This is a genomic window from Chroococcidiopsis sp. SAG 2025, assembly GCF_032860985.1.
GTDB lineage: Bacteria > Cyanobacteriota > Cyanobacteriia > Cyanobacteriales > Chroococcidiopsidaceae > Chroococcidiopsis.
In genome coordinates, this window is record NZ_JAOCNC010000005.1 from 357,157 (window position 1) to 381,795 (window position 24,639).

The 24,639-nt window shown below is 46.8% G+C and carries 34 protein-coding genes and 4 pseudogenes; 16 read left to right on the top strand and 22 right to left on the bottom strand.

Annotated features, from left to right (window positions below; translation table 11 throughout):
- Positions 1–61 precede the first annotated feature (61 nt).
- Positions 62–1,462, bottom strand: coding sequence for a hypothetical protein (locus N4J56_RS39255; RefSeq protein WP_317112408.1), 1,401 nt, complete (start codon positions 1,460–1,462; stop codon positions 62–64).
- A gap of 186 nt (positions 1,463–1,648) precedes the next feature.
- Between N4J56_RS39255 and N4J56_RS39260 the strand changes: the two genes are divergently transcribed.
- Together N4J56_RS39260 and N4J56_RS39265 are read left to right on the top strand one after the other, a co-directional pair.
- Complete coding sequence (locus tag N4J56_RS39260) at positions 1,649–2,302, top strand: Uma2 family endonuclease (RefSeq protein WP_317112409.1); 654 nt, start codon at positions 1,649–1,651, stop codon at positions 2,300–2,302.
- Between the two features lie 98 nt (positions 2,303–2,400).
- The gene (locus tag N4J56_RS39265; protein WP_317112410.1) at positions 2,401–3,396 is read left to right on the top strand and encodes a tyrosine-type recombinase/integrase; all 996 of its coding nucleotides are present in this window, start codon (positions 2,401–2,403) and stop codon (positions 3,394–3,396) included.
- Here N4J56_RS39265 and N4J56_RS39270 read toward each other — a convergent pair.
- Positions 3,278–3,823, bottom strand: coding sequence for a site-specific integrase (locus N4J56_RS39270; protein WP_317112412.1), 546 nt, complete (start codon positions 3,821–3,823; stop codon positions 3,278–3,280). The two genes, N4J56_RS39265 and N4J56_RS39270, sit on opposite strands and share 119 nt — an antisense overlap.
- Before the next feature lie 117 nt (positions 3,824–3,940).
- Complete coding sequence (locus tag N4J56_RS39275) at positions 3,941–4,117, bottom strand: hypothetical protein (RefSeq protein WP_317112414.1); 177 nt, start codon at positions 4,115–4,117, stop codon at positions 3,941–3,943.
- Between the two features lie 601 nt (positions 4,118–4,718).
- On the opposite strand from N4J56_RS39275, the gene N4J56_RS39280 reads away from it, so the two are divergent.
- The 7 genes from N4J56_RS39280 (at position 4,719) to N4J56_RS39310 (ending at position 8,028) form a co-directional block, all read left to right on the top strand.
- Complete coding sequence (locus N4J56_RS39280; RefSeq protein ID WP_317112120.1) at positions 4,719–5,069, top strand: metalloregulator ArsR/SmtB family transcription factor; 351 nt, start codon at positions 4,719–4,721, stop codon at positions 5,067–5,069.
- An 86-nt stretch (positions 5,070–5,155) separates the two neighbouring features.
- Entirely contained in the window at positions 5,156–5,518 is a 363-nt protein-coding gene (locus tag N4J56_RS39285; protein WP_317112122.1) for a DUF1428 domain-containing protein, read from the top strand.
- Between the two features lie 48 nt (positions 5,519–5,566).
- Positions 5,567–6,055: a VOC family protein gene (locus N4J56_RS39290; protein WP_317112123.1), complete on the top strand. Its 489-nt coding sequence runs from the start codon at positions 5,567–5,569 to the stop codon at positions 6,053–6,055.
- 19 nt (positions 6,056–6,074) lie between these two features.
- Positions 6,075–6,518, top strand: coding sequence for a VOC family protein (locus N4J56_RS39295; protein ID WP_410500835.1), 444 nt, complete (start codon positions 6,075–6,077; stop codon positions 6,516–6,518).
- Positions 6,515–6,973: an SRPBCC domain-containing protein gene (locus tag N4J56_RS39300; RefSeq protein ID WP_317112126.1), complete on the top strand. Its 459-nt coding sequence runs from the start codon at positions 6,515–6,517 to the stop codon at positions 6,971–6,973. The genes N4J56_RS39295 and N4J56_RS39300 overlap by 4 nt, the downstream gene beginning before the upstream one ends.
- Positions 6,974–6,991: 18 nt before the next feature.
- Positions 6,992–7,375, top strand: coding sequence for a VOC family protein (locus N4J56_RS39305; protein WP_410500836.1), 384 nt, complete (start codon positions 6,992–6,994; stop codon positions 7,373–7,375).
- Between the two features lie 47 nt (positions 7,376–7,422).
- Positions 7,423–8,028, top strand: a complete 606-nt coding sequence (locus N4J56_RS39310; protein WP_410500837.1) for a dual specificity protein phosphatase family protein — start codon at positions 7,423–7,425, stop codon at positions 8,026–8,028.
- Here the strand turns inward: N4J56_RS39310 and N4J56_RS39315 are convergent.
- Positions 7,992–8,302: pseudogene (locus N4J56_RS39315) on the bottom strand (IS1 family transposase); the annotation flags it as partial. The gene N4J56_RS39310 and the pseudogene N4J56_RS39315 sit on opposite strands and share 37 nt — an antisense overlap.
- Positions 8,303–8,394: 92 nt before the next feature.
- On the opposite strand from N4J56_RS39315, the gene N4J56_RS39320 reads away from it, so the two are divergent.
- Together N4J56_RS39320 and N4J56_RS39325 are read left to right on the top strand one after the other, a co-directional pair.
- A complete protein-coding gene (locus N4J56_RS39320) occupies positions 8,395–8,685 on the top strand; it encodes an IS1 family transposase (RefSeq protein WP_317112416.1) in 291 nt (96 codons plus the stop codon).
- Positions 8,686–8,788: 103 nt separating this feature from the next.
- Positions 8,789–9,289 (top strand): annotated as a pseudogene (locus tag N4J56_RS39325) (IS1 family transposase); the annotation flags it as partial.
- A 47-nt stretch (positions 9,290–9,336) separates the two neighbouring features.
- On the opposite strand, the pseudogene N4J56_RS39330 reads toward N4J56_RS39325, so the two are convergent.
- From N4J56_RS39330 to N4J56_RS39380, 12 genes and pseudogenes are all read right to left on the bottom strand, one after another.
- Positions 9,337–9,594, bottom strand: a pseudogene (locus N4J56_RS39330) (DUF433 domain-containing protein); the annotation flags it as partial.
- An 86-nt stretch (positions 9,595–9,680) separates the two neighbouring features.
- On the bottom strand, positions 9,681–9,998 hold the full coding sequence (locus N4J56_RS39335) for a hypothetical protein (protein ID WP_317112131.1): 318 nt from the start codon (positions 9,996–9,998) through the stop codon (positions 9,681–9,683).
- A 144-nt stretch (positions 9,999–10,142) separates the two neighbouring features.
- On the bottom strand, positions 10,143–10,607 hold the full coding sequence (locus N4J56_RS39340) for a DoxX family protein (protein ID WP_317112420.1): 465 nt from the start codon (positions 10,605–10,607) through the stop codon (positions 10,143–10,145).
- Between the two features lie 90 nt (positions 10,608–10,697).
- Positions 10,698–11,021, bottom strand: coding sequence for a hypothetical protein (locus N4J56_RS39345; protein ID WP_317112421.1), 324 nt, complete (start codon positions 11,019–11,021; stop codon positions 10,698–10,700).
- Positions 11,021–11,395: a type II toxin-antitoxin system RelE/ParE family toxin gene (locus N4J56_RS39350; protein WP_317112422.1), complete on the bottom strand. Its 375-nt coding sequence runs from the start codon at positions 11,393–11,395 to the stop codon at positions 11,021–11,023. The genes N4J56_RS39345 and N4J56_RS39350 overlap by 1 nt, the downstream gene beginning before the upstream one ends.
- Positions 11,396–11,481: 86 nt before the next feature.
- On the bottom strand, positions 11,482–12,030 hold the full coding sequence (locus N4J56_RS39355) for a hypothetical protein (protein ID WP_317112424.1): 549 nt from the start codon (positions 12,028–12,030) through the stop codon (positions 11,482–11,484).
- A gap of 40 nt (positions 12,031–12,070) precedes the next feature.
- Positions 12,071–12,842: pseudogene (locus N4J56_RS39360) on the bottom strand (IS1 family transposase).
- 63 nt (positions 12,843–12,905) lie between these two features.
- Complete coding sequence (locus tag N4J56_RS39365) at positions 12,906–14,114, bottom strand: hypothetical protein (RefSeq protein ID WP_317112425.1); 1,209 nt, start codon at positions 14,112–14,114, stop codon at positions 12,906–12,908.
- 106 nt (positions 14,115–14,220) lie between these two features.
- Positions 14,221–15,012, bottom strand: coding sequence for a Rha family transcriptional regulator (locus tag N4J56_RS39370; RefSeq protein ID WP_317112428.1), 792 nt, complete (start codon positions 15,010–15,012; stop codon positions 14,221–14,223).
- Positions 15,013–15,213: 201 nt separating this feature from the next.
- Positions 15,214–15,441 (bottom strand): helix-turn-helix domain-containing protein, encoded by a 228-nt coding sequence (locus tag N4J56_RS39375; RefSeq protein WP_410500853.1) that lies wholly within the window; start codon positions 15,439–15,441, stop codon positions 15,214–15,216.
- Positions 15,434–15,562 carry a helix-turn-helix domain-containing protein gene (locus tag N4J56_RS41765; RefSeq protein ID WP_410500825.1) on the bottom strand — a complete coding sequence of 43 codons (129 nt, stop codon included), beginning with the start codon at positions 15,560–15,562 and terminating at the stop codon, positions 15,434–15,436. The genes N4J56_RS39375 and N4J56_RS41765 overlap by 8 nt, the downstream gene beginning before the upstream one ends.
- A gap of 286 nt (positions 15,563–15,848) precedes the next feature.
- On the bottom strand, positions 15,849–15,974 hold the full coding sequence (locus tag N4J56_RS39380; RefSeq protein WP_317112431.1) for a hypothetical protein: 126 nt from the start codon (positions 15,972–15,974) through the stop codon (positions 15,849–15,851).
- Positions 15,975–15,985: 11 nt separating this feature from the next.
- Here N4J56_RS39380 and N4J56_RS39385 point away from each other — a divergent pair, with 11 nt between their 5' ends.
- From N4J56_RS39385 to N4J56_RS39405, 5 genes are all read left to right on the top strand, one after another.
- Complete coding sequence (locus N4J56_RS39385) at positions 15,986–16,630, top strand: hypothetical protein (protein ID WP_317112432.1); 645 nt, start codon at positions 15,986–15,988, stop codon at positions 16,628–16,630.
- Positions 16,631–16,727: 97 nt separating this feature from the next.
- Positions 16,728–16,994 (top strand): hypothetical protein, encoded by a 267-nt coding sequence (locus N4J56_RS39390; RefSeq protein ID WP_317112434.1) that lies wholly within the window; start codon positions 16,728–16,730, stop codon positions 16,992–16,994.
- Positions 16,991–17,374 carry a hypothetical protein gene (locus N4J56_RS39395; RefSeq protein ID WP_317112435.1) on the top strand — a complete coding sequence of 128 codons (384 nt, stop codon included), beginning with the start codon at positions 16,991–16,993 and terminating at the stop codon, positions 17,372–17,374. Before N4J56_RS39390 ends, N4J56_RS39395 begins: the two co-directional genes overlap by 4 nt.
- Positions 17,375–17,705: 331 nt before the next feature.
- Positions 17,706–18,110, top strand: coding sequence for a hypothetical protein (locus N4J56_RS39400; protein ID WP_317112437.1), 405 nt, complete (start codon positions 17,706–17,708; stop codon positions 18,108–18,110).
- A gap of 675 nt (positions 18,111–18,785) precedes the next feature.
- Positions 18,786–19,028, top strand: a complete 243-nt coding sequence (locus tag N4J56_RS39405) for a Mo-dependent nitrogenase C-terminal domain-containing protein (RefSeq protein WP_317112438.1) — start codon at positions 18,786–18,788, stop codon at positions 19,026–19,028.
- 40 nt (positions 19,029–19,068) lie between these two features.
- Here N4J56_RS39405 and N4J56_RS39410 read toward each other — a convergent pair whose 3' ends face one another.
- The 6 genes from N4J56_RS39410 to N4J56_RS39435 form a co-directional block, all read right to left on the bottom strand.
- Entirely contained in the window at positions 19,069–20,025 is a 957-nt protein-coding gene (locus N4J56_RS39410) for a hypothetical protein (RefSeq protein ID WP_317112439.1), read from the bottom strand.
- A gap of 324 nt (positions 20,026–20,349) precedes the next feature.
- A complete protein-coding gene (locus N4J56_RS39415; protein ID WP_317105834.1) occupies positions 20,350–21,084 on the bottom strand; it encodes a transposase in 735 nt (244 codons plus the stop codon).
- Positions 21,085–21,125: 41 nt separating this feature from the next.
- On the bottom strand, positions 21,126–21,683 hold the full coding sequence (locus N4J56_RS39420; RefSeq protein WP_317105833.1) for a helix-turn-helix domain-containing protein: 558 nt from the start codon (positions 21,681–21,683) through the stop codon (positions 21,126–21,128).
- Positions 21,684–21,712: 29 nt separating this feature from the next.
- Positions 21,713–22,966, bottom strand: a complete 1,254-nt coding sequence (locus N4J56_RS39425; protein WP_317112441.1) for a filamentous hemagglutinin N-terminal domain-containing protein — start codon at positions 22,964–22,966, stop codon at positions 21,713–21,715.
- A gap of 221 nt (positions 22,967–23,187) precedes the next feature.
- Positions 23,188–24,000, bottom strand: a complete 813-nt coding sequence (locus tag N4J56_RS39430) for a DUF3386 domain-containing protein (protein WP_317112442.1) — start codon at positions 23,998–24,000, stop codon at positions 23,188–23,190.
- A 358-nt stretch (positions 24,001–24,358) separates the two neighbouring features.
- Positions 24,359–24,484 (bottom strand): hypothetical protein, encoded by a 126-nt coding sequence (locus N4J56_RS39435; protein ID WP_317112443.1) that lies wholly within the window; start codon positions 24,482–24,484, stop codon positions 24,359–24,361.
- Positions 24,485–24,639 lie beyond the last annotated feature (155 nt).

The following is a 24,639-nucleotide window of genomic DNA, read 5'->3' on the forward strand; positions in this document are numbered from 1 at the left end:
ATTTAATTTCTTTTTCTAACTCGAATCTAAATTCTGTATTCCAACTTGAAGGTGAGTTCTCCTAAAATCCTGCCTCTGGGTCGTAAGGTCGAGCGGTCGAGTCACGCTCGCACTCGTCGCTATCGACGGCATCTGGAGCAGTAACGAGATCCTTTGTCTTGGCTGTTGCTTCTAACCCCAACTCCTGGCGCACCGCTGCCTCTGCCTGCTGCCAGCGTTTGAGCAAGTCCTTGGTACGGAATTTAAACAAATTCTCCATCGATGCCAACTTGCCCTTGAGCTGCCGCAACTGCTCCGGATCTGGTTGCTGCGCGATCGCCTCTAACTGCCGAAGTAACTCGGAGTAACCCGCATCCAGTGCCAACGCCTTCGTCAAGTTGGCAAGCCCCTCTCCAGTCGAGCTTTTCTGCTGCACGCGCTGCTTCAGCATGGCTCGGAAGTCTTCCAAGTGCTGCTGTATCCGATCTAAATCGGGGCTGTCACTCAGGTATAGCTGCCCCAACTGCCTCGCCCTCTCTACGAGTGGCTCTAAATCGCGATCGTATTGCATCAAGACTTGCAAGCGAGCAATTAAGGTGTCCCACTTCTGCCCCGTTCTCGATGTCGCATCCGCTCCCGACAAATTAAAGCTTTCTAGCAATTGTGCCAGCTTTGCGTCAGCCTCGTCCCGACTTCTGATTTGCGCGTCGTATAGAGTTGAAATTAACGTCTGCTGTAACGTTTGTTGCGATCGCTCGATTAACTTGAGTTTTTGCCGTTCGACAGAGGCTACCTCTGCCTCTGCCTGCTGCCTTTGCACTTCTGCTTCGCGCTCCGAACGCTCTAGTAGGGAAGGAATTTTTATCGGTCCTTCCACTAGAATTTGCAATGAATTTACTTGCAGTTCCTTTTGAGTCGGATAAGCATCAGCATACTGCCGCAACGCTAGCTCAATTGCTTTTGGTTCTAATCGGGCGGCTTTCAAGACTTGCTCCACCCACGACAAGAAACCAGCGTATTCTAACTCGTATGCTTCTAAAATTTCCTGCCGTAAACGATCGGCTTCCGCCACCATCCCGTCAATTGCTTCTAGAGCATCGGGTAGTGCCGATTCATGTACGAATCGAAACGGTTCGCTCAAAAGGGTGTAGCGGTTGTAGATAATTTTCTGCCGTGCTTGGAGTTTGGACGCAGCATCTTTGAGGCGGTGGTTAATCTTAGCAGCATAGCCGCCCTTTGCCTCACTCTCCAACAATTTCAGTACATCATCCCCAATCCCTAAATGGGAGCCATCTAACTTCAGCGACTGCACTCCTACTTTAACTGTCAGCTTGAGCAAATAAATTGGCTCTTTTTCTAGATGCAGCCACCCATGCTGTTGGCTCAGACAAGGATTTGCTCCAGGGCGCTGTTGCGTCTGGCTCATTGGAGTTTGGCAGCGCTCTTGCACGAGTTGGGCTATGAGCTGGTCAACTGCTGGCATACGATGTCTGTGGTTTGCGTTTGGGATTTGGCAAATTTCTAGTTCTGAACATTTTAATTCTAAATAGAACATCAATTTTATTTTCCAGTTAGAATATAAAATTAAAATTATCAAACTCTCAACACTTATGGGTGAATTAGGCAATCTCCTTTCCCTTTGAGTGTGAGTGCTTTAGGAATAGATTGTATGGTGCAAACACTGCAAGAGCCATCCCATCAGCAAACACAATATGTTGTTCTCGACGGCATTACATGGCAGACCTATCAAGCCATTCAAAAAGACTTGGGCGAACACCGTTCGGCGCGTCTGGCATACAGCCAAGGGGTTTTGGAAATTATTATGCCATCCCAACTGCATGAGTTCATCAGTCGCATCCTCGAAGCGATCGTCCGTACCCTAGCTGAGGAATTCAACCAAAGGCTGCGCGGCTATGGCTCTACTACACTAGATCGAGAAGAACTGGTACGGGGAGTCGAACCGGATTCCTGTTTTTACATTCAAAACGTCGAACGCATTCTTGGTTGTCGTCAGATCGATCTCAATACCGATCCCCCACCAGATTTAGCAATTGAGATAGACATTACGAGTTCCTCACGCCGCCGATTCGAGATCTACCTGCAACTCTCCATTCCTGAGGTTTGGCGCTATACCGAGCGTCAAGGGGTGACAATCTATCAACTACAAGGCAATCGTTACGTCGAGTGCGAGTTTAGCCCTACCTTTCCCATCATCTCTGGAGCTGTGTTGCAGCAATTTCTTCAACTTGCTGCCACCGAGGACGACATTAGCGTGGTTCGCGCTGTGCGCCAGTGGATTCGAGCGCAATCTCAACAAAGCTAGTTTGCTACCTGTTAACGGGTAGCAGTGCCCTTGCTGTACTTTAGCTGTATCTTTGGACGATTGCCTCTACACTTTCAAGACTTAATGGCATGGCATAATTGACAGCGGACTTTGCCGAAAAATTTATCTATTCCATGCCCAGGACACCGCCGCCGCTCAAAACTGTATTCCAACAACGCCGCGAGCGCGAATTTCTTTACCTGCACGAAGTCGATGCCGTCATCACGGCAATGGAGCAGACTCGCTACCCCACCAGGAACAAGGCGATCGCGATTGCTTTATTTTGCCAATGTCTACAGCCATCCGAGCTGTGTTGGCTGCGCCGAGCGGACCTAGACTTGACCAGAAAAACGCTCTACCTCATCCGCAATCGCGAACTCAAAAGTGGCACTCGCCGCCACAAACAAATCAATCTTCAACTCCTCTGCGCTGCCGAAGTCGATCTTCTGCAACAACTAGCGCACGAAAGCCGATGCGATTGGTTGTTCGCTACAGAACGGCAAACGCGCTTAAATCAGCGCTCGCTACACTATTTAATTGCCCAAGCAGGCAAGATTGCCAACCTTTCTTTCCCGATTCACTCCTATATGCTCAGGCGCTCTGGACTCTTCTATCGCGCTGCTTTACTACTTCAACCGTTAGGTTTATCACTACAGCAGTGCTGCTTGCTGTGGAATTGGCACGGTACGAAAGTCGAGTTTTCTAGGCAACAAGAACGAGAGATGATGGCAATGGGACTGGCAAAGTCTGAAGCATTTTTAGTAGCACTCAAACAACTGCAATCTTTCACCCGCATCCAGAGCTACGACAATTTAGTCGATTACGTCCTGGGCGCGTTCTTGCTATTTCCCCGCCTCGATAGCCCGCTCGACGACTACTGGCTTGCCCCAGTTGATTGGCAAGCACCAACTTTACCGAAAAGATCTACCACGACCTCCGCCGCGTCTACTCTCTCCTCAAGCGCCAGATCGTCAACTAAACCAACAAAGAGATCGCCGACTCTACCTGATCTGGCTTCACCTCCAGATAGCGCTGGAGAGCAGTCAACGATTTATGTCCCGAGATTTCCTGAATCACGCGGATCGGCACGTTAGCATTAGACATATTCGTCAGTGCCGTGCGGCGAAATGAATGAGTCGAAGCACCTCTAATTCTTGCCCGTTTGCAAGCAGCTCTGAGGATCAGATCGGCAGCTGCTCTAGTCAGTGGCTTGTCTTTGCTCCGTCCTGGAAACAATAGACCAGACGGCGGGTGATAAGCTGCTAAATATGCTTGTAGCTTCGGGTGCGAAGGCAGCGTGCGCGTGGCAATCTTGCCCTTGGTGGTAGATTTACGCAGCGTCACCACACTACCCGCTAAATCTTCAGCCGTCAGCGCCAGCACTTCACTAACGCGACAGGCACAGTAATAAGCGATCGCGAATAGCAGCTTGTCTCTAGGGGTGAGGAAGCCGCGTGTAAATAGACGCTCTAGTTCGGCTTGAGCCAGTATCTTTGCACGTCCGTTGCCTTTGACCTTCACTTTTTCTTTTGTTTAGATTTACTTCACAATTACTATCCTACGTCGAGTTGGCACTTGATGTTTTGAGACTTTCGTCAAGTCGAAAGCAAAAGCCCAAATCTTTACAGTGCATAGGCTCTATTCCTCTATTCGCATCTTGGTGCAACAAGGCTTTTGAGGATTATTGAGAAGAGTTCTCAATTGACTGCAATCGTCTTGAATGACGTGCAGTTTGGCGATCGCGTCAATCAGTTCCCAACGGGTAACGGGAGGTTTCGAGTTTTGTGATTCTGAGTTTTGTGGTAAGTTTTTCAAGGGCGATTGCCTCCTATGTAGTCAGTGGTTGCTTCATTCTTTGTGTTGGTGCTGCCTGCGTCAAATAGTTGAGATCCGATCATGCGGAGCGGATTGCTTTGTCAAACCGGCAACAGCTTTAGAGGTTGTTTTAAAAGTACGGCGTGAAGCTATATTACCCCTCGCAACCTTACTTCTGATTGACTAGACATAACAGTCGAGCTTACTTTACAACCCTCATTTGTCACTTTAAGCAGAGAAAAAGGAGTGGGAACTCTGGAAGCTAGATGCAACAAGCAATTTAGTTTACCAGATGGAAACAAATGTTACTTACCCTCTTATGTCACTCTGGAAAGAGGAAAATGTCTCGTCTACTCTGAACCTCAAGTAGAATTATAGGTTTAGCGATCGCGTCTCACTTATTGTCATTTAACTTCTTTTGTTGCGAAAATACGTATTAATAGGGCTTGTAGATTATTTTTCTCGAAAGTGACATAACAGGATTAAGCCTGAGTAGTTACGTTTCAACACAAAAGTTCACCCAAACACTGGGGATTGCCCTTGACAGATTGGAATAGTACATTTAAACTAGCAGTTAATTAACTGCGCGGTTAAGTATCAAATGTCCACTGACTCTTTGAGCGTTACCCTTGCTGCCCTGGCTGATCCTACCCGTCGAGCAATTCTGGCACAACTCGCTCAGGGAGAAACCACCGTCACAGAACTCGCTGAACCGTTTGAGATGAGTTTACCTGCCATCTCCAAACATCTCAAAGTGCTGGAACGTGCTCAACTGATTACGCGCAGCCGAGATGCACAGTGGCGACCCTGCCACCTCAATCCAGAACCGCTGAAGGATTTAGCAGACTGGCTGGAACACTACCGCCGATTTTGGGAACAGAGTTTCGATCGCCTGGATGAGTATCTACAAGAGTTACAAGCAAACGAACAAAAACAGAATCGCAAAAAGTAATGTGATTTGTGCATCAGTCTAACTAGCATTCAATCTTGTTATCAATCAAAAATCAATCCAAGAATTGTAATCAGGAGAAAAACCTCATGCCTTACGTTGATGGTTTTGTTTTAGCTGTCCCTACAGTCAACAAAGAAGTTTACAAGCAACATGCAGAGAGCACGGCGATCGTATTTAAGGAATACGGGGCACTCAAGTTGATTGAATGTTGGGGGGATGACGTTCCTGAAGGTGAAGTCACATCATTTCCTTTAGCCGTTCAGTGTCAGGCAGATGAAACAGTTTGTTTTTCTTGGGTTGTTTGGCCCTCACGCGAAATCAGAGATGAGGGGTGGAAGAAAGTTATGGCAGACCCACGCATGCAGCCTGAAAAGAATCCAAATGCTGAAATGCCGTTCGATGGCAAGCGGATGATCTATGGCGGCTTCGAGATGATTGTTGATAGGTAGCTTTTGAAATCAGCGACTTAAAGACAGAAGCTTAACAGGAGGAATCCAGTGCTAACAACTCAAAAAATCGTCCCTTGTTTGTGGTTTAATGGCGACGCTGAAGAGGCGGCTAAGTTCTATGTCTCGCTGCTGCCAGATTCGCGTATCGATCGCATTTTGAAGTCTCCCGCTGACACGCCGAGTGGACCCGCTGGAATGGTCTTGACGGTCGAATTCACGTTGGCTGGTCTGCAATACGTGGGGCTAAACGGTGGATCGCAGTTTCCGTTCACTGAAGCTGTGTCGTTTCAAATCCATTGTGATGACCAAGCTGAAGTCGATCGCCTATGGGCTGCGATCGCAGAGGGCGGATCGGAAATCGCCTGCGGCTGGGTCAAAGATCGGTGGGGATTTCCCTGGCAGATCGTACCCAGGCGGATGATCGAATTACTTAACGACCCCGACACAGCCCGTGCCCGACGTGCCCAAGAGGCGATGATGCAAATGGTCAAGATCGATATTGCCACGATCGAGCGTGCAGCGAACGGTATCAGTTAGCCGAATCATTGGAGGAATTATGTCTAGAAAAATCTTTGTCAATCTACCTGTCAAGAACCTGAAGCAGTCCATCGACTTTTTTACAAAACTTGGCTTCAGTTTCAACCCCCAATTCACCGATGAGACGGCGACTTGCATGATTGTGAGTGAGGACATCTTTGTCATGCTCTTGACTCACGACAAATTCAAATCCTTCACGCCCAATCCCATCTGTGACGCGACGAAAAGCACTGAAGTGTTGACCTGTTTATCGAGTGAGAGCCGGGAAGCAGTTGATGAGATGGTGAGCAAGGCGATCGCTGCTGGCGGCAACACCTACAACGAACCGCAAGATCGCGGATTTATGTACGCGCATGGCTTCCAGGATTTAGACGGACACATCTGGGAACTCGTGTATATGGAATCCAGTGCCATCCAATCTGGTGAACATCTAACAGAGCAATACGCGGACGCACAAGCATGAATAATGCCACGACAATCCCCGATCGCCAACTCACGATCGCCCGCACATTTGATGCGCCTCGCAGCCTGGTATTCAAAGTTTGGACTCAACCCGAACATTTCTCTCGTTGGTTGGGTCCAAAGGATTTTACGGCGATCGCCTGCCACATGAACGTACAGGTTGGGGGTATGTATCGAGCCTGTATTCGCTCTCCCGAAGGCACCGACCATTGGATGCAGGGTATCTATCGCGAAATCATTGATCCAGAGCGTTTGGTTTTCACGTTTGCCTGGGAGGACGAGAATAACCGACCCAAACATGAAACGCTGGTTACTGTGACGTTTGAGGAACAGGACAACAAAACGTTGATGACGTTCCAGCAAGCCATTTTTGAATCCACTGAATCACGGAATGCTCACAACACAGGTTGGTCAGAATGTTTCGATCGCCTTGCAACCTATTTAACCGAACTGTGAAATTGAGAGGTTCGTATGATGAAATCTAATCCCATTGTTTGGTGTGAAATTTATGTCCAGGACATGGATCGGGCAAAAAGTTTTTACGAGTCTGTGTTTCAGATGAAGCTGGAGAAGCTCGAAAGTCCTGGAATGGATATGTGGGCATTTCCGATGGCTATGGATAAAGTTGGTGCGTCTGGTGCATTGGTCAAGATGGAAGGGGTCAAGTCTGGTGAGAGCGGCACGATACCCTATTTCCACTGTGATGAGGTGGCTATAGAATTAGAGCGTGTCGTTGCCGCTGGTGGTCAAATCCAACAGCCAAAAACATCGATCGGTCAATATGGATTCATGGCCTTGATTGTCGATACAGAAGGAAATATGATTGGCTTACATATGCCACCCAATGAGATGAAGTGAGATTGATGCTTCGCAATTGGTATCTAACTCACCAAATTGCACTGACTATGTATAAATTTGCTGCTGCTTCGGGGAATGAACTGATCGTGTTTGGCTCCGCTCGTCCTGGATATAGTAACGAGCAAGTCACTGAGTGGATTGAATTTATGCAAAATCAGAACATCAAGCGGGTGTGCTGTTTGCTTCCTGAATCTCAACTGTCTCGCTATGCCAATCTACTGGATATTTATCGACAAACTTTTGGACTCGATCGCATATGTTGGACACCGATCAAGGATTTCCACTTTGCCACCCCCGAAATTCTCATCCACCAAATTTTACCGTTCTTAGCGACTGCTAATCAGGAGGATGAAAAGGTCGTTGTTCATTGTTCTGGTGGCATTGGGCGCACGGGACATATTTTGGCAGCTTGGCTTGTGGCTGGACGAGGACTCTCTAACAAAGCCGCGATCGATGCTGTTAAGCAAACTGGAAAAAATCCTTACGAAGCAGTTATCGCCGCCCCATTCAAAGGACGCAATCCGTGGAAAGTTGCTGCGGAACTCAACCTGCTACTTGATGAATGCAATCGATGGAGGGGCAATAAAAATCTGGCGTTGCTGAATAGTGGTATGAATCATTGCGGCACAGGCACCTCTCCAAATTTGAGATAGTGCAGCAGCAAGCGCAGCGAATGTTTCAACATGTCCGTGGTATTTGGAGTAGCACAAGGTCTTGCGATGGAGCCGAGCGAGATAATGGCGTAAGCGTGTATTTTCTCCCTCCACTCGTGTCATGTAGGTCTTACTGATGATCTGGTCGCCATCGGGAATAAAGCGCTTGGTAAACCGACCATCCATCGGTGACATAGAAGAAGCATTTCCACTGGGACACGATTGCCCACAAAGGGCGGAAGGTGTCAGCACTATGGTCGCCTACCAGCCAACCATGTTTTGCTAGAATGCCGAGAAGGGTAATGTTATCGATTTGTGGATAGACTAAGAGTAAAGGAGCAAAATCTAGGAGTAGGCTAGTTTAGTATGACAGTTTTAGTGGCGGTTCGTTGTCCCCATTGCCAAAGTAGTGAAGTAGTTAGGCATGGAAAATCAACTAATGGCAAGCAACGCTTCCGTTGTCTGGAACCAGAATGCCCATATCAGACTTTTAGCTTGAACTCTGCTTACCCTGGACGGAACCGAGAAGTAAAGCAGCAAATAGTGGAGATGACACTCAATGGGAGTGGAGTAAGAGATATTGCCAGGGTTTTGCGTATCAGCACCTCAACAGTTATTCGGGAATTAAAAAAAACTCGCTTACCTCAAACCCGTTAACCAAAAGCTATTAAGCCAACTCCAGCCAGAGCAAGTCGAGGTAATATTTGAAAAAGTAGAAGTTGAATCAGAACTTGGGATTGAGGAATCCGAGCTAGATGAAATGTGGAGTTATGTAGGCAAGAAAACTAATCCCAGATGGTTATGGCATGCAATTGACCGCCGAACTGGTCAGGTCTTAGCGTATGTATTCGGTAGGCGTAAGGATGAAGTGTTTCTTCAACTCAAAAGGCTACTTGAACCCTTTGGTATCAAAAAGTTCTGTACTGATGCATGGGGTGCCTACCAAAGACATCTACCAGCACAAATGCATGAAGTGGGTAAACGGAAGACTCAAAGGATTGAGCGCAAACATCTTCGACTCAGAACTAGAATCAAGCGACTTGCGCGTAGGACTATTTGTTTTTCCAAATCTGAGGAGATGCACGATTTAGTGATTGGTCTATTCATCAATTGCTATGAGTTTGGACTACCAATTTAGGGACAAACAACAAATTGACAACATCACCCTAGAATCAAGCGACTTGCGCGTAGGACTATTTGTTTTTCCAAATCTGAGGAGATGCACGATTTAGTGATTGGTCTATTCATCAATTGCTATGAGTTTGGACTACCAATTTAGGGACAAACAACAAATTGACAACATCACCCCCAATAGGAGCGAATTTCTTCTCTAGTCTGTAGTACTTCTTGATACTCAGCTTCGACTTGAGCGCGATTTGCTTCCAGGTAAGACAAGGCACTATCGATCTGCTCGTCTGTCAGATTGAACTTGTCACGGATAAGTTTAGGTGGATATTGCGCCTTTAAAAAATCCATCACCTCATAAACAGTGATTCGAGTTCCCCCAATCGTCAGTCCGCGTTCTGTACGGACGATCGCTGCTTGTCCATTTGATGCTAAAGTCATACCCTTAGCTCCTTGGAGTTCAACTCCATCATACATTACACCTAAGAGCGATCGCTCTTCAGTTGTCCACGCTGCCTCAAACTGTGCTAACCACTCTTCACACACGCAGTTGCCTCATTTGATTTTTCTGCCATTCCCTGCAACTTCCTGCGACAGCTCCTCCAATAGAGGACTTGATGCTTTGGGGCATCGGGGCTGCTTCTACTGCCACTTGGGGGGGCTGGTCGTAGTCCTGGTACTGGCGCGATGCCAACGGCTGTTCGCGAAGCGACCTTCGCTTCTGTTGCACCCAGCCACCAGTGGATGAACTCTTTGCGCTGCCAAGTTGCCTCTTTAATAGTTGAGGTGGCGATCTTTGGCAATCCCCCAATTAAGTATAGTGCTGTTTGTCCTTTGGAGATCATCCCACTACTGTGTCTCGATTCCCCCGAGGGAGCGTCATCATTTATTACGCTCCCTGCATCAAGTTACTCGGTTGCACTCAGGATTACGACCACATCTAGCTTGGCACGGCGCAGATTGTTATAACAGCTTAGGCAGGATGAAAATTATGATTTTCTCAGCCATCGTGCGATCGCCGTATCTAGGGAGAATAACCCGCCACCATTGACCAGGAAGAAGCCAAACCACATGGCATAGAGGGAAGCCGTTTCCAGCGGTGGAATCTGCCAACCATCTTTTTTGAGATGGAAGCTGACAGCAGTTAGCATTGTGAATAACAATATCAAGGCATTCAGTCGAGTGAATAATCCAAGTGCTAGCAGAATAGAACTCACAATTTCAGCGTAGGCAGCACAATAGGTAAAAAATCTCGGGTATGGAAAGCCAATAAAACTCACAACCCCATTGGCAAAACCCTGTACATCCGCCAGCTTGCTAAATCCGTTATGGATCATTAATAAGCCCACCAATACTCGAAAAAACGTCCAAACAATCTGAAAAGCGCGGCTTTCGCTCGCTGTGGATTGCAGGATGCCGCTCAGTAACGTTGGCTTCGTTTGAATCATAGTCATGGCTAAGAATGGCACCAGTTAGAGGATGTATGAAAAGTCTAAAATATGACTTCTGTGTGTTGAGAAAGCAGGAGTTATGCCCTGAAAACTCTATGCGCCAGAAATCGTCTGAACTTCAATCTTCACCTGCAGTTTTTGGCGCAGGACGTTGAGAATTGCGGTTAAATTATCCATCGTCGGATTACCTTTGGCAGATAGCATCCGGTGAAGGCTCTTGGAAGGCTTCGATGTTTCTGTTGCTAGCTGTTCAAATCCTATAGTTGCATTGACGAGATCTCTCAATATTAGTCTTGCCGTTGCTGGTTCGCCGTTGAGGAAGAGGGAAACAGCTTCGTCTAACAGGGCTTTTGCAAATGCTGGCTCTCGTTGAACTCTGGCGTTAACCGTTTCGCTAAAATCTCTCGTCAAATTCATTATCGTTTCCTTTTCTTGTGCTTTTTTTCCGCAGTCGTTTGCTGTTTAAGTTCGCTCGCTTCTTTCTTCCGCCGATGGTACTCCTGGTAGAGTTGTTTCGCTTGCTCGATGTCAGATTGCTGGCTTTTCTTGGTTCCGCCAGCAAATAAAACTATCAGCTGCTTGCCGTCTTGAGCTAGGTAAATCCGATACCCAGGTCCCCAGTCAATTTTGTATTCGCCAATTCCATCGAACCACTTTACGTTTGACGTGTTGCCCAACTCCAGACGAGACTTGGCAACCGTTACTTTCACTGCGGCTGTGGCATCCAAACTGTTAAACCATTTTTGGTAGGGACTCGAACCATCCGCTCTAATGTATTCTTGGACTTTCATGTTACGTCTACAGTAACTTAAAAGTTACTATAAGTCAATTATCGCCAGATTAAGTGTGGGTGTTTTGTCGCGGACTTGCGATCGCCTCATTTGATTTTTCTGCCGTTAGCTGCAACTTTCTTCGACAGCTCCTCTAACTGCTGCCTAATGCTTTCGGGCATGGGAGCCACTTCAACTTGGGTTGGTTTGGCTTGTGGCAATCCTGGTGCTTGAGTAAATTCATCGCTAGCTGCCATCCAAAACCGAATGAATTCTTTACGCTGCCAAGTCGCTTCTTCAGCAGTCGAGGCAGCAATCTTTGATAATCCACCAATTAAGTACAATGCTGTTTGCCCTTTCGGGGACAACCCCACCACTGGGTCTCGATCGCCCCGACTGGCTTGTTTGTGGCACAGACTCCACTCGGCAGCGGCAAGTAGTTCGCGATCGCCCTTGACAGCTTCTACCAGTTCCTTCGCCGTAGGGAAATAGCGCGATTCTAGGATTATGACTTTCACCGCCTGCTCGAATTCTGCCGTTGTCAATCGCTCGTCTAGGTATTGCTTCCACATCAGGGCAACTTCATCTAGTATCTGACGTTGGTAGTGCTGGCATAGCAATGTTAAACCTCGAATCCAAGTCTGTTGATCAATCATGATGTGACTCCGGGTGATGTTGTCAATTTGTTGTTTGTCCCTAAATTGGTAGTCCAAACTCATAGAAATTGATGAATAGACCAATCACTAAATCGTGCATCTCCTCAGATTTGGAAAAACAAATAGTCCTACGCGCAAGTCGCTTGATTCTAGTTCTGAGTCGAAGATGTTTGCGCTCAATCCTTTGAGTCTTCCGTTTACCCACTTCATGCATTTGTGCTGGTAGATGTCTTTGGTAGGCACCCCATGCATCAGTACAGAACTTTTTGATACCAAAGGGTTCAAGTAGCCTTTTGAGTTGAAGAAACACTTCATCCTTACGCCTACCGAATACATACGCTAAGACCTGACCAGTTCGGCGGTCAATTGCATGCCATAACCATCTGGGATTAGTTTTCTTGCCTACATAACTCCACATTTCATCTAGCTCGGATTCCTCAATCCCAAGTTCTGATTCAACTTCTACTTTTTCAAATATTACCTCGACTTGCTCTGGCTGGAGTTGGCTTAATAGCTTTTGGTTAACGGGTTTGAGGTAAGCGAGTTTTTTTTAATTCCCGAATAACTGTTGAGGTGCTGATACGCAAAACCCTGGCAATATCTCTTACTCCACTCCCATTGAGTGTCATCTCCACTATTTGCTGCTTTACTTCTCGGTTCCGTCCAGGGTAAGCAGAGTTCAAGCTAAAAGTCTGATATGGGCATTCTGGTTCCAGACAACGGAAGCGTTGCTTGCCATTAGTTGATTTTCCATGCCTAACTACTTCACTACTTTGGCAATGGGGACAACGAACCGCCACTAAAACTGTCATACTAAACTAGCCTACTCCTAGATTTTGCTCCTTTACTCTTAGTCTATCCACAAATCGATAACATTACCTGACTCCGAATAGATGAGCAAAATGCGCGTATGTCTTGGCTGCTCCAACTTCTGCCTTGGAAACGCCATCGGGCAGTTGTGGCAAGGAGTGCATTGCTGACCACTCGATCTCCAACTCGTCGCGTCGTTTCAGGTCATATTTAGCGGCGCAAATGTGCTTGCGGACTTTGACGAGCAGTTCTCCTGGGAGCAAGTCTTTGTAGGCGGGGTAATTGCCCAGGCTCCGCGCCATGTGCTGCTCGAAGTCGGGGTCAAAGACTCCCCGTCGCCCAGTTTCCCAAGGTAGGCGATCGCTACCGTTGATAGCAGCGGGCGCGGAGGAATCCTGGGCGACATTAGCTGCGTAGTTTTTGGGGTACTGCGACCGATCGCGGCTGAAGCGCTCGCCCGATTGGTTTTGGCTGACGGCAACTACCTCCACTGGCGATAGTGCTGTCTGGGTTGAACCAGCCTTTGGTAAGTTTTCCACAGGAGAGCAGGGCGCGGACAGTTTTTCTCCACAGAAGTTCTTTACTTGGAGTCCTGGTGAGTGCGATCGCTCTGTGTGCGAAGCGAGTGGATGAGTGTTGCACTCCAGCGCTTGAGAAAAGCACAGCTCCAGTTGTGTCCCACTCACTTGCCTTTCCCCACAGGGGGGTAGGGGGGTAATAGATACTTCTCGATCTAGATACTTGTTTGAGTTGTGGTTATTTATTATGTCCTCCGATTTCCCGTCATGCGGTTTATCCGTCTTACGGCTAGACCGTAATACGGTTTTTCGGACTTCGGTTTCACCGACATTTGATTTTCGCACTTCGGTTTCACCAAGATTCGATTTTCGCACTTCGGTGGCAGTGCCTATTTTTCGGTCTTTTTTACCGAGATTCGATTTTCGCACCTCGGCAGGAATTGCTTCATCTTGGGGGATAGGAGTTTCGCGAATCACCTTCTCCCAACCGACGAACTGACCCGTTTGCTCGTTGCGGATTCGGCGCATTGTCATGTAGCCATGCGCTTGCAATTCCTCGATCGCAGACATTACTGCTGCCCTACCATCTTTGTCCGATGCGGCTACCAAGTGGTCGATGTTAACCGTCCAATTATTCGGGTAAGACAACAGCAAGTGGTGTAGTCCTCTTGCTTTGTAGCTGAGTCTTTTGTCTCGAATTGCTTGGTTGCTGATGCAGGTGTAATTGGAACTATGCTCGATCCGAATAATCGTCACGGTGCATCTCCTCGCTGATGTAGTGGATTGTAAAATCTTTAGTCCAACGTGAGTATGTGAATTATGCAAGCTGGGCGGGAAGAATTGGTTACGTGCTAGAAGATACTTACTCCCCCAATAGGCGCTGTCTTGAACCTTCCTTTGAAGCCCACAGGCGATCCAGCTCTGGAATCAACTCTATCGGCACGTATTGACAGGGGGTAGTGGTTAATGCGCTCTGGAGGAAATCTATTCTCCCGATGGATTCGAGCCAAGTTACGACATCAGCCGCTTTTTTCATGCCATAACGCTTTGCTAGCCTTGTCTTGGACAGTCCTGTATAGCTTTTGATTGGTTGACCGCGCTCGTTGCACAGAATTGTTGTTTCCACTTGGGTGACGCGCTCGACGACTGCATCTGGCTTACCTAGAATCAGCGCCACCATCCCCGAACCGTGCAGGGTGGCAATTGCCTGACTCACTGCTAGTAGCCGTTGTTGACTTTGGGCAGCAGCGTCTTCAGAGCGAGCAGCACTATCTCTGGCACGAGCTAGCTCTAGTTCGAGTTTAAGACGCTCGATTTCTTGAGCTTGTGCAGGAATGACTTGTTCAATAACTCTTTTGGCTTTAGCAAAGGCTTCTACTAATTCAAGCTTGCACTGCACTACTTTGTCAGTATTGCGGCTGAGAGTCATTAAAAATGTTGCTTGCTCCTCCGTGAGCCAAGCCAATCGCTCCGGCTTACCCCGTTCTGATTTTCGCGTTTCAAACGCGATTTCTCCAAATGCTGACTCGGTGCGTTGCTTATACTTATCAAGAGTTGCTAGCAAATTCTTATGAGCAATTGCTAACCTATCGGCGATTAAGCGCGAGTCAACAACTAGAGTGCCATCACGCTCGATAACTATCACGTTAGTCATTGTTGTATCCCAACAATAAATAGTTTGGATCGCAGTACCCCCTAGCGATCGGACTGGAACATTGACACTGAAGGGGGTCGATTTTTTAACTTTCGTTTAGGTAGTGCGATCGATTGTAAAAACAGTGCGACTGTCAGGACTGAAAATTCTTTGGAGTCGATGACAAATAGGGAATTGATTGCAGCAAAAGATAGCCATAGCTTAGGCAGATTCTGGCAATTCAGAAACAATGACAATCGCGGAGCGTGATTGCCGACGTTGTTGAGAAGGGCGATCTTCGATCGCATCTCTATCCGTGTGAAATTCCTTTGATTGAGTCATCCCTTCGCATTCGTCGTTCCAATCGGCATCGTCTTCATAAACTAATAAGTCACCTGGTTGACAGCTCAAAGCTTTACACAATCGTCTAAAGTCACAAAAGTTAGAGATTTGGCATCTCCCTGCTCAATTTTTGAATATTTTGAGGAGACATCCGAATCATACGAGCTAGGTCATTTTGGGAGAATCCGCGAGATTTCCTAACCTCCTGAAGCAGAACTTTCACTGGCATATCCTCAAGCCTTCACTCCTATCATAAGTAGTACCCTTGTAAGTTGTCTAGCTGTAATTAGTATTATCTTTGGTAATAGTTAACTAACAGTAGTATTACTAAGACTAATAGAAAAAGACGGAAGAAAGCTATTGACTACTACTGATAGGGGGTACTACTATAAAGGATATAGATAACAGAGCAGCAGAGCGCGGAACTGCCGAACCACCGCCCACCCCACTTTTGAAAGTGGATGACCTGTGAGAAATAGCTGCGAGGCTAGGTGAGACAGACCCTACCGTAATGGTCAACGCTTAAAGCGAAGGGCAGATGAAGAAATTCTGTTGTGAGGAATTGACTGAATTTTCAAAACAACAAAGCCTGCGGCGTTCAACTTACCACGGCGATCGCTACAGGCTTTGGTTCCTATCACTAGGTAATCAAATGTTAACTCAAGCACAATCAACTACACAAGTCCGCACTCCCCAACTCTGGGACAAGCCAACAGTGCTAGCTCAAGTCGGAGACGAAATCCGCGCTGCTTTCACGCCGTTGATGCAGGTGGTGGAAAGAGAAGTTTTAGCCGATGGACGAGTCCGGCTGCTAGTTAAGCCCATAACTGCTTCGTACTCCGAAGAATGGATTGTAGAGCCTCAAGCCACAGTAGAGCCACAACCAACTCAAGCCCCGCCAGCCCGATTGACTAGCAATTCAATTGAGCAAACCCAACCAGACTGGGAGGCGCTGGCTGAATACTCTAGTGGCAACACCCACGGGAAATACGACGCAGCGGCTCGTAGATCACCCATGTGCAAACAAGCAAATTGCCCCTACTCTCGTGGCTACCTGGACGGCTATAGCAGCATTCAAGCATCTTCCCAGCCACCAGTTCCAAACCCCAAGGCAGTCGAGTGGCAGGTCGTTCGCGATCCTCGATGGGACTTGTATCAAGTCTGGGTAGGAGAGCGCTGCTTGATGGAAAAGGCAATCAGCTACGAAGAAGGGGAACGAATAGCCCAGAAATACATCGCAGCAGAAGAGTTACGGCGACAGCATCGGCAATTAGTGATGAGTGCATTTGCTGCTTAGCCGGAAGTAACCACAGAACAATAGTTTTTTGGCTCTACAGCCTGGGTGCAACTGTACTCGGGCTATTGCAATTGCAATACTATCTAATCGAAAAGTCATGCTGACCAAAACTGATGTCATTTTTGAGTCCGCGCGTTTTTTATCAAAGCAGCACTGTGACAAGTCAGACCGCCTCAACCGAACCAAAAGGCTAATAGCTGCTTTTACTTTACTATGCGATCGCCTATCGGAAGATGAGCCACAGGAATGCTTGCAACAAATTGCCAGCTACGTCAACAACGTTTTTGGCGAACGAGCGTACTGCAACAGACAAGCATTCATCAAAGCGCTCGCACCACAACACTCAGGAGCCACCAGCCAGTGAAACAGCGCCCCCGTCTGCGCCGCACTCATCAGCTGCGGCAGCGATTCTCTCTGGGAGATTTTGTCATGCCCAGTTACAACCCAACCCAGCACAGAACGATTGTCGTCCAGTTGAAGTTGAGCGATGCAACCACAGCAGTGGAAGCAGCGCTACCAATTCTCGATGAATTGAGTCGAGAAATCGAGTTGTTGCAACAGCGTCAACAAATCACCCAGTTGCAACTGAGTGCCCAAATAACTCTAAGATTCTGTTTTCGCGGCTCGGATGCAGCCACAGCAACGATCGCTCAAGCCATCGATAACTCGGCTTACCAACTGGAAGAATTACGCAGCGCCGAGCAAATTACCGACTTTGCAGTGGAGTATGAAATTTTGCACTGAAAGCACTCGGATGACTTTTAAAGCCAACTTGAAAATAGATGAAATATTTTGGCTTTCGCTCGATCCCTGCTCTAGAAATTGCTATGGGTGCAGTTGGCAGCAGTTTCCCTACCTATAGAACCGCAAGTGCCTACAATTAGTTTAGAGTTGGTTCGATCGTCGGAACGCAAAGAATTTTCTAGCTCTGACTTTGCCGCTTTAATCCAAGCTGAATGCTCGTGATTCAAACCCAAACGAGCGATCGACAACCATTAGTCGCTCTTCATGGCGATTTGCCCCAAAGTTTAGCCCAGTTGACTCTAGCACAAGCCTACGCGCTTTTCAGTAGCGATTGTCCCGACGAGACCCTTTTGTCGTCTGGCTCGTAGAAAACCCCGACAGTCCCTTGCCTCTCCCTGGGAGGATTCATCTGCGCGAACACAACTACCTACACCTACTCCTGGGACGGGGATTTGCTGCTAGTGACGAAGCTTACGTCATCGGCTTGACAATGGGCAACGACTTGAGGACGGAAAGATGGCATATCTGGTTTTTCAAATTAGTCTCGCTGCTAATTTATCCGCCCAAGTTTAGATTCGCAATATCTGACTTGAAGACTTTCGATAAAGGATTGGCAAGAGGCAGAAGATTGCCGATTAAGAATCTGAACCAGCTCGACTTCACTGAGTACGAAAACTGGCAGCTATCGAGATCGAGAGATGGATTGAAGTTAGCAGAAGCAAGCGCCAAAAGATAGTATAGTGTTATGCCATCTATCGAAAGATGGTGCATAGTGTTTCCCAAAAAACAATGAGTGTTTTTACTGTACAAACTAATTTACCAGAGAGCTATTCTATTGTTGGCTACAACTCAATTTTTGAACGAGCATGATGTTTCAACACTTGAGATTTCTCAAGCAGGTCTTGCCGAGCCAGAAATTTATGTTTATTTGCTGTACGAGTAGCACGTTAGCCCTCTAATTTTGGATTCAGAAATTGGTCAATGGTTCTTTTAGTCGCTCTTTTACCGACCAAAATTACAACTTTTGACAATGGCTACGGCAACTCAAAAGCAATTGTTTAACTTCGGTGAGAATACCCAACTTTACGCTCAATTTTTTGTCCTATCCTCTAGAGAAATTAGAGTTTCTCTCGATCTTTAGATAAACTACTATTGATATTTTTAATATTCTTCACAATTCGATCAAAGACGTTTAAATTCAAATCGTAACTCAATCTAAATTACTTATATAATAAGCAGGCAAAGTCAACAAGAGTTTGAGCGAGGAAAAGTTGCTACGTTTGGTGTCAAACTCAAAGCCTCAATTCTATTATTTTGTTTTGCAAGCGGAGGGATTTTTTAAACTTAAACTATTTGAGAAGTGGCGCTGATTTGTGTTTGTTTCGCTCGGCTAATTCTGAGGTAATATCCGATGATTGCTTTACAAAATTTGCTCCAGCAGTTTCAACGAAAGCTGGATGCCCTCGAAGTCCGTAACGCTAAAGTCGCGCGATTGTTATGCCAACTTCTGCCAGCCTCATGTCCCTTCGAGCGCGATCTCTACTTATTCAGTCGGACAATTGCCCATATTCCACCTTTGTGCAAGCTGAATCCTTTCTACGAGCAGTTAGTCGGCTTTCGCGCCCAAGCTTATCTTGCAAATATTCCAAACTAATCGATGTTGGTGGCGCGATCGCTTTCCAAGATGGCTGATGTTACCGACAAATTGCATCCTCGGCATTTGGTAAGCTGCTGCCCACCATTCCCAACAGCGTTCTGCCGTCTTTGGTCTTGATGATTCCCGTTGCTTCCACTACCGGATCTCCTTCCTGCCAGCCCGAATCATCGGGCGCTGGACTGCTTGGGGGTGGTGATTGCGTCTCCAACTCCTCGTCCAACCCCTCGGCGGAGAACAAGGGCATCGGCATCACCGAGTCCCCGGGTCCTGCGGGTAAGCCACCGTTGTCCGTGATGACGAGCCGCACCTGCTTCTTTTTGCGTTGCGCGAAGCAGCTATTTTTCATCACCTCATCCATCGGGATGAAAACTCTGTTATACGGGACGAGCGCTTCGTCCGGTTCTAATCCCAGCGAGCGCACTTCCACCGTCCCGTCCACGCCAAACTGGGAACTGGCATCGAATCTACTGTCGGGGGACTGAAAGATTCCTTGAGTCGTAATCTGGATATTCCCACCGCGTCCCGTGAAGGCATTGGCAGTGATGCTGCTGCGATTCACGGCAGCTAGAGAATCGGTGTCGATGATGATGTTACCGCCGTTGCCTCCACCTCCTGCTAGTCCAGCAGTGGCAGAAATACTGCTGCCGTTTCGGAGCTGGAGATTTTGCGAATTCAAGAAGATATCTCCACCTTCTCCAGAAGTGGAGGTGGCGGTGATGTTGCCATTGTTGCTGAGGCTGATGCGATCGGCATTAACTTGAAGGGTTCCAGCAGTTCCCACTCCATCGTTTCGCACGCTGAGTTGAGCGCCGTCTCGAATATTTAACTGCTTTGCATCAACAGTTAAGTTTCCCGCGTTGGCAGAACTTCTAGCGCGAGCTGAGACGCTACTAACCAATGAATTATCCGTCGATCTTCCAATTAAATCGACTGCTTCTGTTACCTGGATGAATATACTGCCAGCTTCTCCCCTACCTAAAGAGTTACTTGACACCGATGCACCGTCGCGAACGGTTAACCTTCGCGTTTTTATTGTTACCGCTCCGCCACTTCCAATAGCTCTTGGCAGCGCTGAGGTTGATATTGCGCTGCTTGTGCGACCGCGACTGGGTGTTCTTCCCGTACCAGCTAGGTCTACTACCTCTTCAGCATTAACCGATACCGAACCCGCTCTTCCAACATCGCTCGTACCTGCAAATACTTGCGCTCCATCTCGAATATTTAACTGCTTCGTTTCAACACTTATATCTCCTCCCGAACCGATAGCTCCTGGGTAAACAAAAGAAAATAGCCCGCTAAGTAATGTACCATTAGTGGGTCATTTGGTATGAGTGTTGCCATTATTTTTGGCAATAGTTGTCCGCCGAAGAGGACGATGCGTACAGGCACCAGAACCACCAAGAGAGTGAAATCTTTGACGCGCTCTGTCTCGACGTTGCGCTCGTAATCCTGCCCAGACAAACGGCGTTGGTTGTTGGTTCCATCCAAAAGCAGTTGCTTCCAACCACTCAATAATTTGATAGGCTGTTTGCGGATGATGCCCCTCTAGAGCTCGGCGTTTGAGAATTCGTTGAATCGACTCAGCCATATTCAGCCAGCTACCGCCAAGAGGTGTGTAGAGCGGCATGATGCCATGAGCACACAGCCACAATACCAACTGGGGAGTTTTATGTCCGACCAAGTTATCCATCACTAGCAACATTCGCAGTGGCGGTAAGTCGTGTGGGAGTGTAAAGCGTACTTTCAACCCCTGCTGCCAACTTTTCCATAACCGTTGATTTTCTTCAGGCTTGAGTAATCGAGCTGGAGTTGGCAGTGATTGTACAACACTAGCTAATTCTTGCTTGAGCCATTCGTGCAACACAGCATTGGTACAACTGGTAACACCCTTAACTCGTACTTGCCCAGTAGCGGGATGGAATAGCGTTAACAGCTTGGCTGTGCCATTACGGATATATTCATGTTCTTGCCGTGTCGGTTTACCTACTGGCTGCCAATTGCTACCAGGGTAAGGAGCAGTGCCAAATGGTCCCGCCTCGTCTTCGCACCACACACTCAAGCCTAGCTTCTGTCCCTGAGTGTAAGCGCGTTCTATCAGTTTTTTTTTGCCACGGTATCTGGGTCAGTTACTACTACTAGCTTGCCTTTGCGTATGCGCTTCACCTGTCCAGTTTTTAACCAACTGCGGCTCTTTTGCCAGCTATAGCCCGCCTCTTTGAGTACCTGCCAAATTGTATAAGTACTGATTTGGGTTAAGCCATCAGGAGCCTGACGCAAAGCCCGTTGAAGTGTAGCTACTGACCAGGTTGCCGTGCCCTCTTTCTGCCGCTCTGGTTGACGCTGAAATTCGGACAGGATGCGTTGTTTTTCTGGTTCGCTGTATTGCACTACTGCCCCACCGCCATGTCGAGGCTGTAAGGCAGCTAAGCCTTCAACATTGAAGCGACTGACCCACTTGCTGACCGTATCACCACAGCGTAATCCTACTAACTGCGCTGCACTCGTGTAATCAGCCCCAAGAGCCACGGCTAGAATCGCTTTGGCCCGCATGACACTAGCAGATGATTGGGATTGAGAACGGCTCAGTTTTTTCAAGTCGGTTTGTTCTTCATCACTTAACGGTCGCAAAGGTGCTTTTTTTTGCCGTGTCATCACAACCTGAAAAACTATGTATCTTCACTTTAATTGACCATCCTTTTTATGGCAACACTCATACCAAATGACCCATTAGGTGCTGACTGCCCAACTAGCTCAATTGAATCGCGAGCTTTAACTAAAATAGAGCCAGCATTTCCTTCACCAAATACACTAGTTCCTATCTGCGCTCCATCTTTTATCTCTAAGTGCTTTGTTTCCACAACAATGTCTCCTCCAGTACCTTGAGCGCCTGGATAAACAGTAGCTAAGATTCCCGTCGGAATTTGCTCGTTACCTCTACTACTACCACCCAATACAATTGATTCTGAGGCATGTATGCCGATCTGACCGCTTGGTACTGCTCCTAGTGTACTAGCATCAATCTGGGAAGCATTAGTCAGATGAATTTGTCCACCAACCACCTGTATATCGCCGCCACCTGCACCAGTAGCATTTACTGCCGTTCCATCGGAGAGATTTATATTACCAAAAGTTGTCATGCTAGTATATTCGAGCATCCAGCCTTTAGCAACTGGGTTTAGCTTCACCGAACTGGGGCTGGTAACGCTACCTAATTCAATCCGCCCTCCTGATGTTTTTAGCGTCGCTGCTTGTAAATCTAGATCGCCGCCTACTAATGCTAAAGTTCGATCTGGTTGTACTTGTAGACCGAAATCAGAGTCGGCAAGCTCATTAGGTGGGGTCTCTACACCTTGACCGTTTCCTCGAACAGAAATTCTACCAGGATTACTCCCAAATCCCAGTCCGATAGGCACGCTTACGGTTAGTATAGGAGTAGCTTGAGCTGTAGTAGTGAATTTAGCTCCATCAGCAAAAATTAACTCAGTTGCCGTACTTGCAACAAATGAACCTCTAAGGCCTAAACTAGAATTAGCACCAAAAACAATCCCATTTGGGTTGAATAAGAATAAATTAGCATTTCCTAACACGCCTAATTTTCCAAAAATATTAGAGGGGTTGTTCCCTGTTACGCGACTTAGTATATTTTCAACCCCGGAAGGATTAGTAAAGTATGCTCCTCGCCCTTCCTCTATATTAAACTCCTGAAAACTATGGAAGAGGTTTGTACCTCGAACAGCTCCACCATCAATTTTATCGCTAGGAACTTCATTAATATTAATAGTAGGTGTGACGATAGAATTTTCCGAACCCAAGCTATTGTCAGAAGTAACTTGAGCTAAAGAGTAAGGCTCAAAAATAATTGAGCCTCCTACTACAGTTAGAAGATTTACTAACCCTAGCCGCCAGACAAACGAAATTTTAGTAGAAGCAGGCATATGTTTGACGAGACAGAAACATTATTACAGAATACAATACTTAGAACTATAATTTACCTCAACAATTTCACTTTATATTTGAATTACCTAATAGTTTAATTAGTTGAAAGTTAATTAATCTTTAATCTTGCATCAATACATCTCGTTTTAATAGCAAACAATCGAGTTTAATAAATTGCTTGCGCCGACTTTATTGGTAATTAAAATCGGCGCAAAATTAGTTATTTTCTACTAGATAACAATTGAAGATCGCTAAAGTTGAATTCAGCTTTGTACTGTTTTCCCCCTTCAGAATGCTGAATGACTTGACTAACGGGTAGGTAATAATCACCGATTTTTTTATAAGTATCATCAGATACTTCTTCAGCTAAGACTTGTTTTGTTTGGGGCTGTTGGAATAACGTGCGATAGCGAGTTGCTAAATATCCCTCTGGCGTGTCTTCTGTATCCAAAGTATCCACACTGAAGGATTGCCCTCCCATCTGTCGATTGACTTGTACGATTTTTCTCTCTTGCACTTTAAAGCTAGAGCCTGGTTCGTTCGCTTTAATAATTTCTACAGCTCCATTTTTATCCTTATTACCAAATTTGAAAGTGCTGTCTTTGTGAACTTTTTCAAATGGAACAGAGCGCCGATGAACGACGAGCATCTGTAGTTGATTTTCTATTGACTGACGTGCTGATTCATTATTAATCCCGCTGACTACTACGCTTAAATCCGGTTTTACTTGAATGCGACCTTGATATTTTTCCTGTCCTTGCGTAAAATTTACCACTGCGGTGTAGCCTGGAAACTGCTCGTCCCAAGTGTAACGATTTTCGTATGCTTCTTTAAACACTTCAAGAGCAGAAAGACTTGAGGTGGAAGCACGATTGTTTGCTTGCGAGTGTAAAGAAGCACTGGTATAAGTCAGTGCGTTAACGCTGGCTTGTGTTACTAAACTTATGGCAGCTATAGCAATAACTAAATTGAATCCCTGCCGAGTCCTTTTTTCCTTCAACTGTTGTTTCATGGCATTTAATAAATCAAGCACATGTTGACTGAAAAATTGTATCTTTTCCTGTCCTAAGAATTATAAAATTAGCACGACTTTCTGTCTATCTGAAATCACTACGATAGCTTACTACTTAACAAAAATGCGATACGCTGCGTTCATCGCGATCGCTCGCTATATTTGTTTGCAACTAAACAACAAAATCTCTGTATTGGGTAACGAGCAGTGTAATCATCGGCGTTCTTGCATAAGAAATGACAAGAGATCGCATGGAGAACAGATAAATTAGGATTAGGTACAGTTGGGAGGAATATTAACAGACAAGTGCGATCGCCGCAACCGTACTCGCTACTCCTGCACAAGATGCGCTCGCAGCTAAGTAATTGACGCGCCACTCTCAAGCTGCTGCGGTTCCCGTTCTAGTGGCAGGGGTTTGGTCTCTGGTGTTTTCAGCTCGGTCGTGCATCATCTCGTAACTGCAAAGGGCGACTAGGGCGATCGCGCTCGACAACCTTTGCAACAAGTCAGTTATGGATTAACACCTACCGATTCCTGATACTGTTGGATTAGCCGTTGGCAGTCTTTTGAAGCTGAAACTGCTTGTGCCATCAACTGCTTTCCCTGAGCAAAATCTCTTTGTTTGAATGCTGCTATTGCCTGCTTGCTAAGGAAAGCAGC

What these genes read in the sequence shown, in the direction of transcription:
- N4J56_RS39255 (WP_317112408.1), bottom strand. Translation starts at nt 1,462, where the DNA reads ATGCCAGCAGTTGACCAGCTCATAGCCCAACTCGTGCAAGAGCGCTGC.
- N4J56_RS39260 (WP_317112409.1), top strand. Translation starts at nt 1,649, where the DNA reads ATGGTGCAAACACTGCAAGAGCCATCCCATCAGCAAACACAATATGTT.
- N4J56_RS39280 (WP_317112120.1), top strand. Translation starts at nt 4,719, where the DNA reads ATGTCCACTGACTCTTTGAGCGTTACCCTTGCTGCCCTGGCTGATCCT.
- N4J56_RS39285 (WP_317112122.1), top strand. Translation starts at nt 5,156, where the DNA reads ATGCCTTACGTTGATGGTTTTGTTTTAGCTGTCCCTACAGTCAACAAA.
- N4J56_RS39295 (WP_410500835.1), top strand. Translation starts at nt 6,075, where the DNA reads ATGTCTAGAAAAATCTTTGTCAATCTACCTGTCAAGAACCTGAAGCAG.
- N4J56_RS39300 (WP_317112126.1), top strand. Translation starts at nt 6,515, where the DNA reads ATGAATAATGCCACGACAATCCCCGATCGCCAACTCACGATCGCCCGC.
- N4J56_RS39305 (WP_410500836.1), top strand. Translation starts at nt 6,992, where the DNA reads ATGAAATCTAATCCCATTGTTTGGTGTGAAATTTATGTCCAGGACATG.
- N4J56_RS39310 (WP_410500837.1), top strand. Translation starts at nt 7,423, where the DNA reads ATGTATAAATTTGCTGCTGCTTCGGGGAATGAACTGATCGTGTTTGGC.
- N4J56_RS39320 (WP_317112416.1), top strand. Translation starts at nt 8,395, where the DNA reads ATGACAGTTTTAGTGGCGGTTCGTTGTCCCCATTGCCAAAGTAGTGAA.
- N4J56_RS39335 (WP_317112131.1), bottom strand. Translation starts at nt 9,998, where the DNA reads ATGATCTCCAAAGGACAAACAGCACTATACTTAATTGGGGGATTGCCA.
- N4J56_RS39340 (WP_317112420.1), bottom strand. Translation starts at nt 10,607, where the DNA reads ATGACTATGATTCAAACGAAGCCAACGTTACTGAGCGGCATCCTGCAA.
- N4J56_RS39345 (WP_317112421.1), bottom strand. Translation starts at nt 11,021, where the DNA reads ATGAATTTGACGAGAGATTTTAGCGAAACGGTTAACGCCAGAGTTCAA.
- N4J56_RS39350 (WP_317112422.1), bottom strand. Translation starts at nt 11,395, where the DNA reads ATGAAAGTCCAAGAATACATTAGAGCGGATGGTTCGAGTCCCTACCAA.
- N4J56_RS39355 (WP_317112424.1), bottom strand. Translation starts at nt 12,030, where the DNA reads ATGATTGATCAACAGACTTGGATTCGAGGTTTAACATTGCTATGCCAG.
- N4J56_RS39370 (WP_317112428.1), bottom strand. Translation starts at nt 15,012, where the DNA reads ATGACTAACGTGATAGTTATCGAGCGTGATGGCACTCTAGTTGTTGAC.
- N4J56_RS41765 (WP_410500825.1), bottom strand. Translation starts at nt 15,562, where the DNA reads ATGCCAGTGAAAGTTCTGCTTCAGGAGGTTAGGAAATCTCGCGGATTC.
- N4J56_RS39385 (WP_317112432.1), top strand. Translation starts at nt 15,986, where the DNA reads ATGTTAACTCAAGCACAATCAACTACACAAGTCCGCACTCCCCAACTC.
- N4J56_RS39390 (WP_317112434.1), top strand. Translation starts at nt 16,728, where the DNA reads ATGCTGACCAAAACTGATGTCATTTTTGAGTCCGCGCGTTTTTTATCA.
- N4J56_RS39405 (WP_317112438.1), top strand. Translation starts at nt 18,786, where the DNA reads ATGATTGCTTTACAAAATTTGCTCCAGCAGTTTCAACGAAAGCTGGAT.
- N4J56_RS39420 (WP_317105833.1), bottom strand. Translation starts at nt 21,683, where the DNA reads ATGACACGGCAAAAAAAAGCACCTTTGCGACCGTTAAGTGATGAAGAA.
- N4J56_RS39425 (WP_317112441.1), bottom strand. Translation starts at nt 22,966, where the DNA reads ATGCCTGCTTCTACTAAAATTTCGTTTGTCTGGCGGCTAGGGTTAGTA.